Annotated in this window: 17 protein-coding genes and 2 pseudogenes; 18 read left to right on the forward strand and 1 reads right to left on the reverse strand. The window is 37.0% G+C overall.

The window, feature by feature from the left end; translation table 11 throughout:
• Window positions 1–49 precede the first annotated feature (49 nt).
• From AXE83_RS05015 to AXE83_RS05050, 8 genes and pseudogenes are all read left to right on the forward strand, one after another.
• On the forward strand, window positions 50–847 hold the full coding sequence (locus AXE83_RS05015) for a formate/nitrite transporter family protein (RefSeq protein ID WP_060955659.1): 798 nt from the start codon (window positions 50–52) through the stop codon (window positions 845–847).
• A gap of 80 nt (window positions 848–927) precedes the next feature.
• Window positions 928–2,202 carry a DUF2130 domain-containing protein gene (locus tag AXE83_RS05020; protein WP_060955660.1) on the forward strand — a complete coding sequence of 425 codons (1,275 nt, stop codon included), beginning with the start codon at window positions 928–930 and terminating at the stop codon, window positions 2,200–2,202.
• A gap of 9 nt (window positions 2,203–2,211) precedes the next feature.
• Window positions 2,212–2,655, forward strand: coding sequence for a GNAT family N-acetyltransferase (locus tag AXE83_RS05025; protein WP_045763273.1), 444 nt, complete (start codon window positions 2,212–2,214; stop codon window positions 2,653–2,655).
• 31 nt (window positions 2,656–2,686) lie between these two features.
• A pseudogene (locus tag AXE83_RS05030) lies at window positions 2,687–3,491 on the forward strand (alpha/beta fold hydrolase).
• A gap of 3 nt (window positions 3,492–3,494) precedes the next feature.
• Window positions 3,495–4,373, forward strand: coding sequence for a tRNA pseudouridine(55) synthase TruB (gene truB / locus AXE83_RS05035; RefSeq protein ID WP_060955661.1), 879 nt, complete (start codon window positions 3,495–3,497; stop codon window positions 4,371–4,373).
• 176 nt (window positions 4,374–4,549) lie between these two features.
• Window positions 4,550–5,041 (forward strand): DUF536 domain-containing protein, encoded by a 492-nt coding sequence (locus AXE83_RS05040; RefSeq protein WP_049504976.1) that lies wholly within the window; start codon window positions 4,550–4,552, stop codon window positions 5,039–5,041.
• Between the two features lie 69 nt (window positions 5,042–5,110).
• The gene (locus AXE83_RS05045) at window positions 5,111–5,701 is read left to right on the forward strand and encodes a 3'-5' exonuclease (protein ID WP_049504978.1); all 591 of its coding nucleotides are present in this window, start codon (window positions 5,111–5,113) and stop codon (window positions 5,699–5,701) included.
• Between the two features lie 8 nt (window positions 5,702–5,709).
• Window positions 5,710–7,473 carry a glycerophosphoryl diester phosphodiesterase membrane domain-containing protein gene (locus AXE83_RS05050; RefSeq protein WP_060955662.1) on the forward strand — a complete coding sequence of 588 codons (1,764 nt, stop codon included), beginning with the start codon at window positions 5,710–5,712 and terminating at the stop codon, window positions 7,471–7,473.
• A 46-nt stretch (window positions 7,474–7,519) separates the two neighbouring features.
• Here AXE83_RS05050 and AXE83_RS05055 read toward each other — a convergent pair whose 3' ends face one another.
• Window positions 7,520–7,819: a YbaB/EbfC family nucleoid-associated protein gene (locus tag AXE83_RS05055; protein ID WP_049504982.1), complete on the reverse strand. Its 300-nt coding sequence runs from the start codon at window positions 7,817–7,819 to the stop codon at window positions 7,520–7,522.
• 375 nt (window positions 7,820–8,194) lie between these two features.
• On the opposite strand from AXE83_RS05055, the gene AXE83_RS05060 reads away from it, so the two are divergent.
• From AXE83_RS05060 to AXE83_RS11730, 10 genes and pseudogenes are all read left to right on the forward strand, one after another.
• The gene (locus AXE83_RS05060; protein WP_049504984.1) at window positions 8,195–8,902 is read left to right on the forward strand and encodes an IspD/TarI family cytidylyltransferase; all 708 of its coding nucleotides are present in this window, start codon (window positions 8,195–8,197) and stop codon (window positions 8,900–8,902) included.
• A 4-nt stretch (window positions 8,903–8,906) separates the two neighbouring features.
• Window positions 8,907–9,929, forward strand: coding sequence for a ribitol-5-phosphate dehydrogenase (locus AXE83_RS05065; RefSeq protein ID WP_060955663.1), 1,023 nt, complete (start codon window positions 8,907–8,909; stop codon window positions 9,927–9,929).
• Window positions 9,930–9,941: 12 nt separating this feature from the next.
• On the forward strand, window positions 9,942–10,811 hold the full coding sequence (locus tag AXE83_RS05070) for a phosphotransferase family protein (RefSeq protein ID WP_049504988.1): 870 nt from the start codon (window positions 9,942–9,944) through the stop codon (window positions 10,809–10,811).
• A complete protein-coding gene (locus AXE83_RS05075) occupies window positions 10,801–11,679 on the forward strand; it encodes a DMT family transporter (protein ID WP_060955664.1) in 879 nt (292 codons plus the stop codon). Before AXE83_RS05070 ends, AXE83_RS05075 begins: the two co-directional genes overlap by 11 nt.
• Before the next feature lie 12 nt (window positions 11,680–11,691).
• Entirely contained in the window at window positions 11,692–12,381 is a 690-nt protein-coding gene (locus tag AXE83_RS05080) for a CTP--phosphocholine cytidylyltransferase (RefSeq protein ID WP_049549506.1), read from the forward strand.
• Between the two features lie 247 nt (window positions 12,382–12,628).
• Window positions 12,629–13,429 carry a dihydroorotate dehydrogenase electron transfer subunit gene (locus AXE83_RS05085; protein WP_060955665.1) on the forward strand — a complete coding sequence of 267 codons (801 nt, stop codon included), beginning with the start codon at window positions 12,629–12,631 and terminating at the stop codon, window positions 13,427–13,429.
• A gap of 10 nt (window positions 13,430–13,439) precedes the next feature.
• A complete protein-coding gene (locus tag AXE83_RS05090) occupies window positions 13,440–14,378 on the forward strand; it encodes a dihydroorotate dehydrogenase (protein ID WP_045763474.1) in 939 nt (312 codons plus the stop codon).
• Between the two features lie 65 nt (window positions 14,379–14,443).
• Window positions 14,444–15,355, forward strand: coding sequence for a bifunctional riboflavin kinase/FAD synthetase (locus AXE83_RS05095; RefSeq protein ID WP_060955666.1), 912 nt, complete (start codon window positions 14,444–14,446; stop codon window positions 15,353–15,355).
• Between the two features lie 236 nt (window positions 15,356–15,591).
• On the forward strand, window positions 15,592–16,557 hold the full coding sequence (locus AXE83_RS05100) for a hypothetical protein (protein ID WP_060955667.1): 966 nt from the start codon (window positions 15,592–15,594) through the stop codon (window positions 16,555–16,557).
• Window positions 16,558–16,717: 160 nt separating this feature from the next.
• A pseudogene (locus AXE83_RS11730) lies at window positions 16,718–16,909 on the forward strand (accessory Sec-dependent serine-rich glycoprotein adhesin); the annotation flags it as partial.
• Window positions 16,910–17,023: the final 114 nt, after the last annotated feature.

Below are 17,023 nucleotides of genomic sequence, written 5' to 3' on the forward strand. Positions count from 1 at the left end.
TTTCGATTTTATGTTATAATATTCACAAATAAAAGTTTTAGGAGTTTATATGGTTTCTTCAGAATTTATCTCAAAAATTGAGTTTGCTTGTAAGAAAAAGGAAAGTCTTTACAGTCAAAGTAAATTCAAGTACGCTATCCGTTCAATGTTTGCTGGTGCATTCTTAACATTTAGTACAGCAGCTGGTGCAGTTGGAGCTGACTTGATTAATAAGATTGCTCCTGGTAGTGGACGTTTCCTCTTCCCATTTGTTTTCGCTTGGGGATTGGCTTACATTGTCTTCTTGAATGCTGAGTTAGTAACATCTAACATGATGTTCTTGACAGCTGGTAGCTTTTTGAAAAAAATTAGCTGGAGAAAAACAGCTGAAATTCTTCTATATTGTACACTCTTTAATTTGATCGGTGCTCTTATAGCAGGTTGGGGATTCGCCCATTCAGCAGCTTATGCAAACCTTACCCATGATAGCTTTATTTCTGGAGTTGTGGAAATGAAGTTGGGCCGTTCAAATGAACTTATCTTGCTTGAAGCTATCTTGGCTAATGTCTTTGTAAATATCGCAATTCTTTCATTTGTTTTAGTCAAAGATGGGGGAGCTAAACTTTGGTTAGTTCTTTCAGCTATTTACATGTTTGTATTCTTAACAAATGAACACATCGCCGCAAACTTTGCATCATTTGCTATCGTGAAATTCAGTGTTGCTGCTGATTCAATCGCAAACTTCGGTATTGGAAATATTCTTCGTCACTGGGGTGTAACCTTTATTGGTAACTTTATTGGTGGTGGTCTACTGATGGGATTGCCTTACGCCTTCTTAAACAAAAACGAAGATACATATGTAGATTAAAAGTTGGATTTATTCCAACTTTTTCTTTTTGTTTATCCATGCTATAATGAATGTAGAATAGATAAATATAGAGGAATAACATGAACGAGATTAAATGTCCCAATTGTGGCGAAGTATTTACAGTCAATGAAAGTCAATATGCAGAACTGCTTTCTCAAGTTCGAACTGTAGAGTTTGACAAAGAATTACATGAGCGGATCAAGCAAGAATTGACTTTAGTAGAGCAAAAAGCTTTAAATGAACAACAGGCAAAACTGGCTCAAAAAGACCAAGAAATTGCCCAGCTTCAAAGTCAAATTAACAACTTTGATACAGAAAAAGAATTGGCAAAAAAAGAAGTAGAGCAAACTGCTAGTCAAAGCTTGCTAGAGAAAGAAAAAGAAGTCCAAGCTCTCGAAAATCAATTGGCTACCTTGCGCTTGGAGCATGAAAATCAACTACAAAAAACTCTTTCTGATCTTGAAAAAGAACGTGATCAGGTCAAAAATCAGCTCCTCTTACAAGAAAAAGAAAACGAACTTTCTCTTGCTTCTGTTAAACAAAACTACGAAGCCCAGCTTAAGGCAGCTAGTGAACAGGTTGAATTTTACAAGAATTTCAAGGCCCAACAATCAACCAAGGCAATCGGTGAAAGTTTGGAACACTATGCAGAAAGTGAGTTTAACAAGGTTCGAAGCTTTGCCTTTCCAAATGCATACTTTGAGAAGGACAATAAGGTTTCAGCACGTGGTTCTAAGGGCGATTTTATCTTCCGTGATTTTGATGAAAATGGACTAGAATTCATTTCCATCATGTTTGAGATGAAAAATGAAGCAGACGGGACAGAGAAGAAACATAAAAATGCAGACTTCTATAAAGAGTTGGATAAGGATCGTCGTGAGAAAAACTGTGAGTATGCAGTTTTGGTAAGTATGCTTGAGGCTGATAACGACTACTTCAATACTGGGATTGTCGATGTTAGTCACGAATATGATAAGATGTATGTCATTCGTCCCCAGTTCTTTATCCATTTGATTGGACTCTTGCGCAATGCTGCACTGAATTCTCTCAAATACAAGCAGGAATTGGCTTTGGTTCGCGAGCAAAATATTGACATTACGCATTTCGAGGAAGATTTGGATGCCTTTAAGGTAGCCTTTGCAAAGAACTATAATTCAGCTTCTGTTAACTTTGGTAAGGCCATTGACGAAATTGACAAGGCTATCAAACGCATGGAAGAAGTCAAGAAATTCCTAACAACATCAGAAAACCAACTCCGCCTTGCTAACAACAAATTGGATGATGTTTCCGTTAAAAAATTGACTCGGAAGAATCCGACTATGAAAGCAAAATTTGAAGCCTTGAAGGAAGACTAGGAGGATCCTATGCAGATACGAAAAGCAACCATGAAAGATGCTGAAGCCCTACTGTCTTTATACGAAGACTTGGGCTATCCAACGACCGCTTCTAATCTGTCTCGACGTTTAGAAATGATTCTTTCTCAACCACATTATGGCTGTCTTCTAGCTGAAAGAAACGGAGAAATTTTAGGTTTCTTAGGTTATGCAAAGCTCTTCTTTTTTGAAACAGATGGATCTTATTATCGTATTTTAGCTTTGTCAGTTGCAAAAGAAACAAGACGACAAGGAATTGCTAGTAGGCTAATTGATGAATTGAAAAAACAAGCAGTAAAAGAAGGAGTTAAGGCACTGGCTCTAAATAGTGGATTAACCGCTGAACGAAATGCTGCACATCAGTTTTATCAGGCAGTTGGATTTGAAAAAGTGACTGCCGGCTTTGCCTTGCATTTAAAAACTCAACATAAATAAATCATGAAAAAATAGTAGAGGGAACGAAGTAATGTCTTCAACAAAAGGGAAAACATTATATTTTAACGATAAGAGCATGGATTATGTGACCTTTGGAAAAGGGAATCAACCTCTGGTAATTATACCAGGATTGGGCGATGGACTACAAACGGTTAAAGGTATGGCTATGTCTTTTTCAATCACATACCGTATACTTGCCGAACGTTACAAAATTTATGTTTTTTCTCGAATCAATGAGTTGAGGCAGGGTTATACCACCCGGGATATGGCAGCAGATGTTGCAGAAGCAATGGTGGTATTGAATATTACCAGTGCCTATGTTATGGGGATTTCACAAGGTGGGATGATTGCCCAATGGCTAGCTGTAAACTTTCCAGAAAAGGTTCAAAAGCTCATTTTAGCCGTGACCACTGCAAAACTAAGTAATCTAGGCAGGGGAGAGAATTAGTCGCTGGCTGAACCTGAGTCAAATAGGAAATTATAAAGATCTGATGATTGATATCGCTCGTCATTCTTACACGACTAAATCCTTTGGAAAATTTAAATACCTTTATCGAATAATGGGAATTTTTGGTCATATTAAAGATAAACAACGTATTGATATTCAGTCTGTATCTTGTTTGAAACATGATAGTCTAGATTTTTTGGAAAAAATCAACTGCCCTACGTTAATCATTGGAGCAGAAAAAGATGATGTTCTTGGCGTAGATGATTCGTTTGGATTGCATCATCATATCAGAGGTAGTCAACTGATTATATTACCAGGGTGTGGACATGCACTCTATGAACAGAATAAGGATTTCCAAAAAAGAGTTTTAGTATTTTTAGAAAGTTAATAAATGAACGGTATTATCAACTTAAAAAAAGAGGCGGGGATGACCTCGCATGATGCAGTTTTCAAGCTGCGTAGGATTTTAGGAACTAAGAAGATTGGTCATGGAGGGACTTTAGACCCTGATGTTGTCGGTGTTTTACCCATTGCCGTCGGTAAGGCAACCCGCATGGTCGAGTTTATGCAGGACGAGGGTAAAGTCTATGAAGGAGAAATAACTCTTGGATATTCTACAACAACTGAAGACGCTAGTGGTGAAGTTGTTGCAGAGACACCAGTATTGTCTCCTTTAGATGAAAAGATTGTTGATCAAGCGATTGCCAGTCTGACAGGTCCAATCACTCAGATTCCACCTATGTACTCGGCTGTCAAGGTCAATGGTCGCAAACTCTATGAATATGCGCGTGCTGGTCAGGAAGTGGAGCGTCCAGAACGTCAGGTGACGATTTATAGTTTTGAACGAACAAGTTCCATTTTCTATGAAAATAATCTGGCTCGATTTACCTTCCGTGTAAAATGTAGCAAAGGGACTTATATCCGGACCTTGTCAGTTGACTTGGGAGAAAAACTTGGCTATGCAGCTCATATGTCTTATTTAACACGAACAAGCGCTGCGGGCTTACAGTTAGATGATGCTTTGACCTTGAATGAAATTGAGGAAAAGGTTCAAGCTGGTGAGTTAGACTTTCTTCATCCCTTAGAGATTGGTACAGGTGACTTAGTTAAGGTTTATTTGACCCCAGAGCAGGCTGAAGAAGTGCGTTTTGGTCGCTTTATTGAATTGGAGCAAACTGAGAAGGAATTGGCTGGTTTTGAAGGTGATAAGTTATTAGCCATTTTAGAGAAACGGGATACTCTTTATAAACCAAGAAAGGTTTTCAATTGATTAGGACCGGTGGTAAAATTGCAAACTGATGTTTAGTTTAAAAAAGCTGAAAGACAATTTAGTTTAGAAGAGAAATTGTTTTGAAAAAGGGTTGAAAACACGGTGATATTTGACAGTTTTGCTTGCTTATGATAATATTTAAATAAAGAAAAGCTAGAAAACTTTCAGAGGATATTATGAGTATTGAGATGACTGTAAGTGAGATTGCTGAGGTTTTGGGCTTGTCCCGCCAAGCAATCAATAACCGTGTCAAGGAATTACCTGAAGAAGATACGACTAAAAATGATAAAGGAGTCACTGTGGTAACTCGCAGTGGCTTGATTAAGCTTGAAGAAATCTACAAAAAAACTATTTTTGAAGATGAACCTGTTAGTGATGATGTGAAGCAACGTGAATTAATGGAGATTCTTGTTGATGAAAAGAACGCTGAAATCATCCGTCTTTATGAGCAATTAAAGGCTAAAGACAAACAGTTAGCTGAAAAAGATGAACAGATGCGTGTCAAAGACCGTCAAATCGCAGAAAAAGATAAGCAATTGGATCAACAACAACAGTTAACCCTACAAGCCATGAAGGACCAAGAAACCCTTCAGTTGGAGTTGGATCAGGCTAAGCAAGAAGTACAAGCAACGAAGAAAGGCTTCTTTGCTCGCTTATTTGGAGGATAAGAAAAAACTGCTTGGTTTCTAGATATAACCAAGTAGTTTCTTTTTCAAATACAATAAGGAATGGATAAGATGGAAAAATTAAGAGATTATATTTCATTTGATTTGGAATTTAATAAACACCAAGATAAAACTCACTTGATTCAGGTATCTGCAGTCCGTTTTAAAGATGGTGAAGAAGTAGGAGCATTTGACTCATATGTTCATACCGATGTACCATTGAAAAGTTTTATAAACGGCTTAACGGGTATCACGTCTGAAACCTTGAAAGATGCACCGATGGTGGAGGAAGTTCTTAAGAATTTTCAAGACTTTGTTGGTGAATTACCCCTTGTTGGTTATAATGCAGCCAAGAGTGATTTACCAATCTTACTAGAGTATGGATTGGATTATAGTCGTCAATATCTAGTCGATCTCTATGATGAAGCTTTTGAGCGACGGAGTTCGGATCTTCACGGCATTGCAAATCTAAAATTACAGACTGTTGCTGAATTTTTAGGATTCAAGGGGCAGTCTCATAATAGTTTAGAGGATGCACGAATGACTGCGCGTGTTTATGAAGCTTTTCTAGAATCTGATGAAAGCAGAATTTTACTGGACTCCAAGAGTAGCCTGAACTCTAATCCTTTTGGTGGACTAGATTTGTCACAGTTTTTTGATTAGGAGGTTTTATGAAACCTGAAAAACCTAAAAAATTGGGTTTTAAAAAGATTTACCTCAATCTTGATAAAATCCTCTTTCTATTTTTTCTAATCTTCATGCTGGTAGACTATATTTGGTTGCCACTGAACTCATTGATAGCAGGTTTTTTACTCAGTCAGACGGGCTATTTATTTATTTCCTATAACAATGTTTTTGAAATTTTAAAACATGCGCCTTTAGTCAGCCTTGGGTTTTTAATCTTAATAGCCATTAACCTTTTAGTAGCCTATTTTCAACTAAGTCTCCTCTTTATTGGGGCTCGACACCTTCTCTATCACGAGAAACGAACCTTGATTGAGTATAGTCGCAAGGTCTTTCGTGAAAGTATAGCCTTTATGAAACGTCTGACTCTTTCCAAGGCCTTGTTTATCTTCGTTTATATTGCTATGATTTTTCCGTTTATCAGGAAGATTTTTAAAATTTATTATTTTAATAAAATAGTGATACCTGAGTTTATTCAGACCTACATGGAAGACAAATACTGGATGTGGTGGATTGGTTTTATCATCTTATCAATCCTCTTCCTATACGTTTCTGTTAAGTTGATTTTTGTTTTGCCAAAAATCTTTTATGACAAAATGACGGTTAAGGAAGCAGTGGTTTACAGTTTAGAAAAAACCAGAAATCATTTTTGGTTTTACGCTTGGCATCTCTTTCTCATTGTTGTCAAAACAAATCTTTTCTTTTATTTACCTTTAATTCCTCTATTGATGATCCAGTCTTTAGCAGATGGTCTCACACACCGAGAATCATTGATTCTAGCTATTTCAAACTATATTTTGATTAAAAATATCCACTATATGTCTTTAACCTACTTCTTGGTTAAGTTTACCTCCTTTTTAACTGGTGAGGAGTTGGATATTATGCCAAGACGGAAAAAGGACCATATTATGAGATGGGGTGTAATGGGGTGCGCAAGTATCTTCTTTGCGATTGAAGGCTATATTTATCTCGAAGCACCCGTAGTCAATCCTCCACTTGTCATCTCTCACAGAGGAGTTTCTAATGGGAATGGTGTCCAAAATACAGTTGAATCCTTAGAAAAAACAGCTCAGTTAAAACCAGATTTAGTTGAGATGGATGTGCAAGAAACAAAGGATGGTCAGTTTGTCATGATGCATGATGCGAACCTAAAAAGTTTAGCGGGATTAAATGTAACACCACAAGACTTAACTTTAGATGAGTTGAAGCAATTAGATATTTATGAAAATGGTTATCAGACTAAAATATCTAGCTTTGATGATTATATAAATCGTGCCAATGACCTTCATCAGAAATTGCTGATCGAAATAAAAACAAGTCGAAAAGATAGTGCTCAGATGATGGATCATTTTCTAGATCAATATGGAGCAAAAATTAAAATCTATGGGCATCAGATGCAATCTTTGGATTATCATGTTATTGAAAAAGTTACCCAGTATGATAAAGAGATTCCAGTCTATTTCATACTGCCCTATAATTCCGTTTTTCCAAGAACAAATGCTACAGGTTATACCATGGAATATTCTACCTTAGATGAATATTTTGTAACCAAGCTTTGGAATACAAAACAAAAACTCTATGTATGGACAATCAATGGTTCGGAATCCTTTGATAAGTCCCTACGTTTGGGAGTTGATGGTATGATAACAGATGATTTGGAAAAAATTAAAGAAGAGCTTGAGACCGCTCAGGAAGATCCTGAATATACGGACTTGCTTCTCAAGAAAGCAACAGAAATATTTACTTTCTAGGTAAGACAAAAGAGGCTGAATTGAACATCAGCCTCTTTTTATACTATTAGAATGGTAATTTACCAGCAAAAGCCCCTAGTTTCTTTTTAGTTGCTTCATCAATTTGCTCAAGAGCAGCATTGACTGCTTGAACTGTCATATCTGATAGAGTTTCAATATCTTCTGGGTCAACAACTGCTGGATTGAAGTCAATCCTAACAATTTTCTTGTCTCCTGTTAGTGTAGCAGTTACAAGGTTTTGGGCAGAAGTTCCAACAAATTCTGTAGCAGCAAGTTCAGCTTGACTTTGCTCCATTTGTTTTTGAAGTTTTTGAGCTTGACGCATCATGTTTTGCATATTCATCATGGTGGTATATAGCTTCCTTTTCTATTATTTTCCCTACTATTTTAACAATTTTAACTAGAAAAGTCTAATTTAAATCTAAGTATTATCTTAGAACCAACTTTAAACTTTAAGGTTTCTTTAAGGTTTCTTTAAGGTTTCTATACTATTCTGAAGAACTCTATATTAATAGAATTGATTAGATCTTGATAGGAGAAATGAGAAAATCATTTGTATTTTATAAAAGAAAGTTCACTAGGAAGAAATAATGTTCAGATTAAGGTTTAAAAAGAGCGTTTTCTAGGCATAAAGTCTTTGTATTTCTTTCAAGATAGAGCCAGATTGTGATATAATAGTTAACAATAAGTTTTTTTTAGAATGAACTAAAGGAGTATAAAAATGATCTACGCTGGAATTTTAGCGGGTGGCACTGGCACACGCATGGGGATCAGTAATTTGCCTAAACAATTTCTTGAGTTGGGAGATCGCCCAATCTTAATTCACACTATTGAGAAATTTGTTTTGGAACCAAGTATTGAGCGAATTGTAGTTGGAGTTCACGGGGACTGGGTGACACACGCAGAAGATTTAGTTGAAAAATTCCTTCCACTCCATAAAGATCGTATCATTATCACCAAAGGTGGTGCAGATCGAAATTCTAGTATTGAAAAGATCATCGAAGCCATTGATGCTTACCGTCCAATCGCAGAAGATGATATCGTGGTCACTCATGACTCTGTTCGTCCTTTTATCACACTTCGAATGATTCAAGACAACATTGAACTGGCTAAAAATCATGATGCTGTCGATACCGTGGTTGAAGCAGTCGATACCATTGTAGAGAGTACAAACGGACAATTCATCACAGATATTCCAAACCGTGCCCATCTCTATCAAGGACAAACTCCACAAACCTTCCGTTGCAAGGACTTTATAGATCTCTATGGTTCTTTATCAGCAGAAGAAAAAGAAATTTTGACAGATGCATGTAAAATCTTTGTCATTAAGGGAAAAGATGTAGCCTTGGCTAAGGGTGAATACTCTAACCTTAAAATTACAACAGTTACAGACTTGAAGATTGCTAAAAGCATGATTGAGAAAGACTAAAGACATGATTAATCAAATTTATCAACTGACAAAGCCAAAGTTTATCAATATCAAATATCAAGAAGAAGAGATTGATCAAGAGAATCAAATCCTTATTCGACCAAACTATATGGCAGTTTGTCATGCGGATCAACGCTACTACCAAGGTAAACGCGATCCAAAAATCTTATCAAAGAAACTTCCAATGGCTATGATCCACGAGTCTTGTGGAACGGTCATTTCTGATCCAACTGGTACTTATCAAGTGGGTCAGAAGGTTGTCATGATTCCAAATCAACCACCTATGCAGAGTGACGAGGAATTTTATGAAAACTACATGACTGGAACTTATTTCCTATCGAGTGGTTATGATGGGTTTATGCGAGAATTCGTTTCTCTACCTAAGGATCGTGTGGTATCTTATGAGGACATCGAAGATACAGTAGCTGCCATTACTGAATTTGTCAGTGTTGGCATGCACGCCATGAATCGTTTCTTGACAGTTTCTCACAGTAGACGTCAGCGTATTGCAGTGATTGGGGATGGTAGTCTAGCTTTTGTCATGGCTAATATTATCAACTATACCTTGCCTGAAGCAGAGATTATCGTCATTGGGCGCCACTGGGAGAAATTGGAACTCTTCTCTTTTGCTAAAGAGCTCTATATTACGGATAGCATCCCAGAAGATCTTAGTTTTGACCACGGTTTCGAATGCTGTGGTGGTGATGGATGCGGGCCTGCTATTAATGACTTGATTCGTTACATCAAACCACAGGGAACCATTCTCATGATGGGCGTTAGCGAGTATAAGGTTAATATCAATACTCGTGATTCCTTGGAAAAAGGTCTACTATTAGTTGGCTCTTCTCGTTCTGGAAGAGTTGACTTTGAAAATGCAATACAGATGATGGAAGTTAAAAAATTTGCAAATCGTCTGAAAAATATCATTTATCTGGAAGAACCAGTGAGAGAAATCAAGGACATTCATCGTGTTTTTGCAACAGACCTTAATACTGCCTTCAAGACAGTATTTAAGTGGAAAGTCTAATGGAGGATTATTGTGAAGGAAATCGTTAAAGAAAAGATTGTTTCTTTATTAGCTGGTGATGAAGAAATTCAGAGCGTTGAACAGTTGGGTGGAATGACTAATCAAAACTATTTGGTTAAAACATCCTCAAACCAGTACATCGTTAAGTTTTTCGGTAAAGGTACGGATAAATTAATCGACCGCCAGAATGAAAAGTACAATCTTGAATTGTTGAAAGATTTAAAATTAGATGTAGAAAATTATCTTTTCGATATTGAAGCAGGAATTAAGGTTAATCAGTACATTGAAAATGCTGAAACGCTTGATTCAACTATCATTAAAACCAAATTTGAAAAGATTGCGCCAATTCTACAAACGATTCATGCGTCTGGTAAAGAATTAAAAGGAGAGTTTGCTCCATTTGAGGAAATCAAAAAATATGAATCCTTGATTCAAGGAGAGATTTCCTATCCAAACTATGAAGCTGTCAGAAAATCGGTAATTTCTCTAAAAGACCAACTTGAAGAAATTGGAATTGAGAAGAAATCTTGTCATATTGATTTGGTTCCAGAAAACTTTATTGAAGCGCCAGATGGACATCTCTACCTCATCGATTGGGAATATTCTTCCATGAATGACCCTATGTGGGACTTGGCAGCTCTCTTTCTAGAGTCTGAATTTACACCGGAAGAAGAGGAAGAATTTCTAGCTTATTACGAGAGTGAACAGACACCAGTTTCTAGGGAAAAAATTCGTATTTATAAGATTTTACAAGACATTATTTGGAGCCTTTGGACTATTTACAAAGAAGAAAATGGTGCAGATTTTGGAGATTATGGAATTTCTCGTTATAATAGAGCTGTTAAAGGTTTGACATATTATGGAGGTTCAGATGAAAAATAAAAATGGAGTTTCCTTTGGTCTACTATCAGGTGTATTCTGGGGATTAGGATTAACTATTAGTGCTTATATTTTTTCAATCTTTACAGAGCTGTCACCTTTTGTAGTAGCAGCAGCACACGACTTTCTTAGTATTTTTATCTTGCTAGGATATCTTTTAGTTAAAGAAGGAAAAGTACGTTTTTCAATCTTCTTGAACATTCGAAATGTTAGTGTCATTATTGGAGCATTATTAGCTGGGCCGATTGGTATGCAGGCCAATCTCTATGCGGTTAAGTATATTGGTAGCTCTTTAGCTTCTTCGGTTTCAGCAATTTATCCTGCAGTTTCTGTCCTTCTGGCCTTCTTTATTTTAAAGCACAAGGTTTCTAAGAATACAGTATTTGGAATTTTATTAATCATTGCAGGGATTATTGCTCAGACTTACAAGGTTGAACAAGTTAATTCCTTCTATATCGGAATTCTGTGTGCCTTGATTTGTGCTCTTGCTTGGGGAAGCGAAAGTGTTCTAAGCTCATTTGCTATGGAAAGTGATCTCAGTGAACTCGAAGCCCTCTTGATTCGACAAGTAACTTCCTTCCTGTCCTATCTTGTTATTGTTCTCTTCTCGCATCATTCATTTGCAGAAGTGGCAAATGGACAATTGTTGGGACTTCTGATTGTCTTTGCAGCATGTAATATGATTTCTTATCTAGCCTACTATATTGCTATTAATCGATTGCAGCCAGCAAAAGCAACAGGTCTAAATGTGAGTTATGTAGTATGGACTGTTTTGTTTGCAGCAATTTTCTTGGGCTCGCCCCTTAATTTACTGACCATCATTACTTCACTTATCGTAATGGCTGGTGTTTATATTATTATTAAAGAATAAAGGAGAAAACGCGTGAAAGCGATTATCTTAGCAGCCGGATTGGGAACTCGTTTGAGACCCATGACAGAAAACACTCCCAAAGCATTGGTTAAAGTCAATCAAAAGCCATTGGTTGAATATCAAATTGAATTTTTAAAAGAACGCGGAATTGATGACATTATCATCGTTGTAGGTTATTTAAAAGAACAATTCGACTATCTTAAAGAAAAGTACGGAGTTCGGTTGGTATTCAACGATAAGTATGCTGATTACAATAACTTTTACTCACTTTACTTGGTGAAAGAAGAGTTGGCTAACAGCTATGTTATTGATGCGGATAATTATCTTTTCAAGAATATGTTCCGCAATGATTTGACTCGTTCGACTTATTTCAGTGTTTATCGTGAAGATTGTACCAACGAATGGTTCCTAGTTTACGGTGATGACTACAAAGTTCAAGATATTATTGTCGATAGCAAAAATGGACGCATCTTGAGTGGTGTATCATTCTGGGATGCTCCAACAGCTGAAAAGATTGTTGGTTTTATCGATGAAGCCTATGCAAGTGGCGAGTTTGTTGACCTCTATTGGGACAATATGGTTAAAGATAATATCAAAGAACTAGATGTTTACGTAGAAGAGTTGGAAGAAAACTCTATCTATGAAATCGATAGTGTTAAAGATTATCAAAAATTAGAGCAGATTCTTTCTTCACAAAAGTAAGCAACTTTTATGAACTGATACCTTACCTATTTTTACTTGACTTTTCACGTTTGATACAGTATACTAGTGAAAATTTAACCTTTAAGGGAAGTCCAGAGAGACTTACAAGGTGTCAGAGAAAAGAAACTACGATTGAAACAAGTAAGCAAGTGCTTATTTGCTACTTTTGTGTGAATATCTTAACTGAAACCTTGCAATGCAAGGTTTTTCTTTATCTGATCCCCTTAAAATTTAAGGAGGAAAAGTTATGAATCCAAATTGTAAAAAACGCATGGGTGTAATTCGCTTGGAAGTTATGAGAGTAGTATCTCAGGAGGAAATCGCGCCAGCAATCTTTGAGCTTGTACTTCAAGGAGAAATGGTTGAAGCTATGAAAGCAGGCCAATTTCTTCATTTACGAGTTCCTGATGATGCTCATCTCTTGCGGCGTCCGATTTCAATCTCGTCTATAGATAAGGCTAATAAACAATGCCATCTTATTTATCGTATCGAAGGTTCTGGTACGGCAATTTTTTCAACCTTAAAAACAGGTGATAGCTTAGATGTTATGGGACCTCAAGGAAATGGCTTTGATCTATCTAAGCTAGACAACCATAGCAAAGTTCTTCTTGTTGGTGGTGGAATCGGGGTGCCGCCCTTACTCGAAGTAGCTAAACAACTGCATGAGCGTGGTGTTGAAATAACAACTGTTTTAGGATTTGCTACTAAAGATGCAGTTATTTTGGAAGATGAATTATCCAAATACAGCAAAGTCTTTGTAACGACTGATGATGGTTCTTATAGAACCCAAGGAAATGTATCAGTAGTGATTAATGAATTTGACACAGAATTTGATGCAATCTACTCATGCGGAGCACCTGGTATGATGAAATATATCAATCAAACTTTTTACGCCCATCCAAGAGCTTATCTATCACTAGAATCCCGCATGGCCTGTGGTATGGGGGCTTGCTACGCTTGCGTATTGAAAGTACCAGATAGTGAAACGGTTAGTCAACGTGTGTGTGAAGATGGCCCTGTATTTAAAACAGGCACAGTAGTTTTATAAGGAGAGTGTCATGACTGCAAATCGATTACAAGTTTCTCTACCAGGCTTAGAATTAAAGAATCCTATCATTCCTGCATCAGGTTGTTTTGGCTTTGGTCAAGAATATGCCAAATACTATGATTTAGACATTTTAGGCTCTATCATGATTAAGGCAACTACACTTGAGCCGCGTTTTGGTAATCCTACTCCTCGAGTAGCAGAAACCCCTGCAGGTATGCTTAATGCTATTGGTCTACAAAATCCTGGTTTAGATGTCGTTCTGTCTGAAAAGTTACCTTGGCTTCAAAGAGAATATCCAAATCTCCCTATCATCGCCAATGTCGCTGGATTTTCAAAACAAGAGTACGCAGCTGTTTCTCATGGTATTTCCAAGGCAACTAACGTGAAAGCTATTGAGCTCAATATCTCTTGTCCTAACGTTGATCACGGTAATCATGGTCTTTTAATTGGACAAGATCCTGAGTTGGCCTATGATGTGGTGAAGGCTGCCGTAGAAGCATCAGATGTGCCCGTTTACGTCAAATTAACCCCTAGTGTGACGGATATCGTGACGATTGCAAAAGCAGTAGAAGATGCTGGAGCTAGTGGTCTCACAATGATCAATACCCTTGTTGGGATGCGTTTTGACCTTAAAACCAGAAAGCCGATTATCGCAAATGGGACAGGAGGTATGTCTGGCCCAGCAGTATTTCCTGTAGCCCTAAAACTAATACGTCAAGTAGCTCAAACAACTAAGCTTCCAATCATTGGGATGGGAGGAGTGGATTCAGCTGAAGCGGCCTTAGAAATGTATCTGGCTGGTGCCTCAGCAATCGGTGTCGGAACAGCCAACTTTACGAATCCCTATGCTTGTCCAGATATTATCGAAAATCTACCAAAAGTCATGGATAAGTACGGGATCGAAAGTCTAGAAATGTTGCGAAAAGAAGTCAGAGAAAGTTTGCTCTAAGTTTTATGTACCGAATTCAGTCTAAATTGTTTTGAAAGCGCCATTTTTCTGGTATAATAAATACTATGATTATTACAGTACCTATTAAAACAGAAAAAGATATTGCAACACCAGGACCAAACGTCCTTGTACTTGGTTATTTTGATGGAGTTCACCTTGGACATCAAAAATTATTTGATATAGCTTCTAACATTGCTGCTGAAAAGCGCCAGGGAGTAGCTCTAGTAACTTTTAACGAATCACCAAAACTAACTCTGAATCAATATTCACCTGAACACTTATTGCATATTCTGAATGCTAGTGAACGTGAACGTCGATTGAAGCGAGCTGGAGTTGAGAGCTTGTATTTGATGGATTTCACTAGTCGAGTAGCAAATATGACTGCAAAAGAATTCATTGATACCTACGTCAAGGAAGCAAAGGCAGATACGATTGTAGTTGGTTTTGACTATACTCTTGGTTCAGATAGAAAAACAGCTGAGGATTTAAAAGAACTCTTCCATGGTGAAGTGGTTGTTGTTCCACCAGTTGAGGACAAAAAGGGGAAAATTAGTTCAACGCGCATTCGCCAAGCCATTCTAGAAGGAGATGTAAAAGAAGCAGGCAAACTTTTGGGATTCCCTTTACCAACGAGAGGTGTAGTGGTTCACGGAAATGCTCGAGGTCGAACTATTGGCTTCCCAACAGCTAATCTAGTCAACTTGGATCGGACATATATGCCAGCTGATGGTGTTTATGCTGTTGACGTTGAAATTCAAAGAAAAGTCTATCGTGGTATGGCGAGTCTAGGTAAAAATGAAACCTTTGATGGCGAAGAAGAGCGTTTTGAAGTTCATATCTTTGATTTTTCTGACGATATCTATGGGGAAACTGTCATCGTTTCCTGGTTGGACCGTATCCGTGATATGGTAAAATTTGATAGTGTTGATCAATTAGTTAAGCAACTAGAAGAAGATGAAAAGATAGCTAGAAAATAAAATCAAAAAATAGTAGAGTTTGGGATTTTCTCAAACTCTTTTTTAGATAGGGAATTAGCAATCTAATACTCTTCAAAAATCAAATTCAAACCGCGTCAACGTCGCCTTGCCGTACTCAAGTACAGCCTGCGGCTAGTTTCCTAGTTTGCTCTTTGATTTTCATTGAGTATAAAAAATGTATTTTAAAAACTGATCAATTTTGATATAATTTAATTATCAAACTAAAGGAGGCACTTATGTTTAAGGAAAAAAGAAATAAAGGATTTATTTCTGCCCTAGTCATTGCGCTGATTTTTTTGGCTTTGGCAGGATTGATGGGATTTTTGGGGAATAAGCATAAAAACCCCACAAAAGAATTTGCCAGTGATAATTATTCAGGAGTTGAAGTACGGATGCCGGTTTATGATATCTATCCAGAGGTGGTAGGGGAAGTTGAAGGCGGAAGTGTACTTTATCTTGTCCAATATAGTAAGGACGGAGATGGAAAATATGCAGTAATCGAAGCTAGCGAGAATGATGCCACAATTAAGAGTATCATGGAGCAAGCAGAGGCTGGAACTCTTTACGATTATCCAGCAACCATAATTGGAACTCAACTACAACCACTTGCTACCAAAAAGAATAAGTCAAGAAATAATCGTATTGTCGATTTATCAGGCTTTTTAAAGTCTATCCTTGAACCATCATCAGTTGTTTATCAAAATATGAATAGCAATCTTTATTTAAGTACGACTGAACATGCCAATGATGGCTGGATATTTATCATTGGGGTGATTTTCTTTGGGGGAACAGGAGTATTTTTAGTAGTAAGTGCCTTTCTTATCCGGAAAAAAACGATTGCTTCTCTGGAAGAAATTTATCAAGCCTATCCAGAATTGCAAGGAAACGTTGAAAATATGGCTGGTTTAGCAGACTTTTATGATGAAAATTTAAAAGTAATTCTCTATAAAAACCACCTCATCACCTACTATAAAGGAACGCAAGCTTTAGATCTAAGAGATGTAGACCATCTTTATCTTGTAGAAACGAAGATTAATAAATCATTGTTTTCGAAAAAAATTTATCAATTTTGTTATATCCGTAAGAATGGCAAGAAAAAACAAGATATGGTTTTGAAATCAACAAAAACAGTTCAAGAAGAGCTTGAAGAACTTTGGAGTCTTATCTCAAAAAATTACCCTGATATTCAACTTGGAGTTTAAAAAGAAAGCATCAAAATTTTGATGCTTTTTTAATATTTATTTAAGTGAATTACTATAAAATATCAAATCGTTTTACTTTTATTACTTTGTAAAAAATGGTATGATAAAAGATAGGGTAAAATACTATTTTTCCAAAATCCGAACTTAAGGAGAAAATAATATGTTTTTTAGACGTCAGGAAGGACGATATAGAGAAACAGACCGAGTAACGAGGTATAAATTGATCAAGTCAGGGAAACACTGGCTTCGAGCATCTACCTCTCTTTTTGGTTTGTTCAAGGTTCTTCGTGGTGGTATTGATACAGCTCAAGTTACAACAGAAGTCGTTGAAGATCGTGTTTCAACATCCCTAACTGGGCTTGATATCCTCAAGGGGATAGCTGCTGCGGGAACCGTCATAGGTGGAGGGATTGCGACTCAATCTCATGTCTATGCCAATGAACAGACTGCTGTTGAAAAAGTAGTT

Source organism: Streptococcus sp. oral taxon 431 (assembly GCF_001553685.1).
Classification (GTDB): domain Bacteria; phylum Bacillota; class Bacilli; order Lactobacillales; family Streptococcaceae; genus Streptococcus.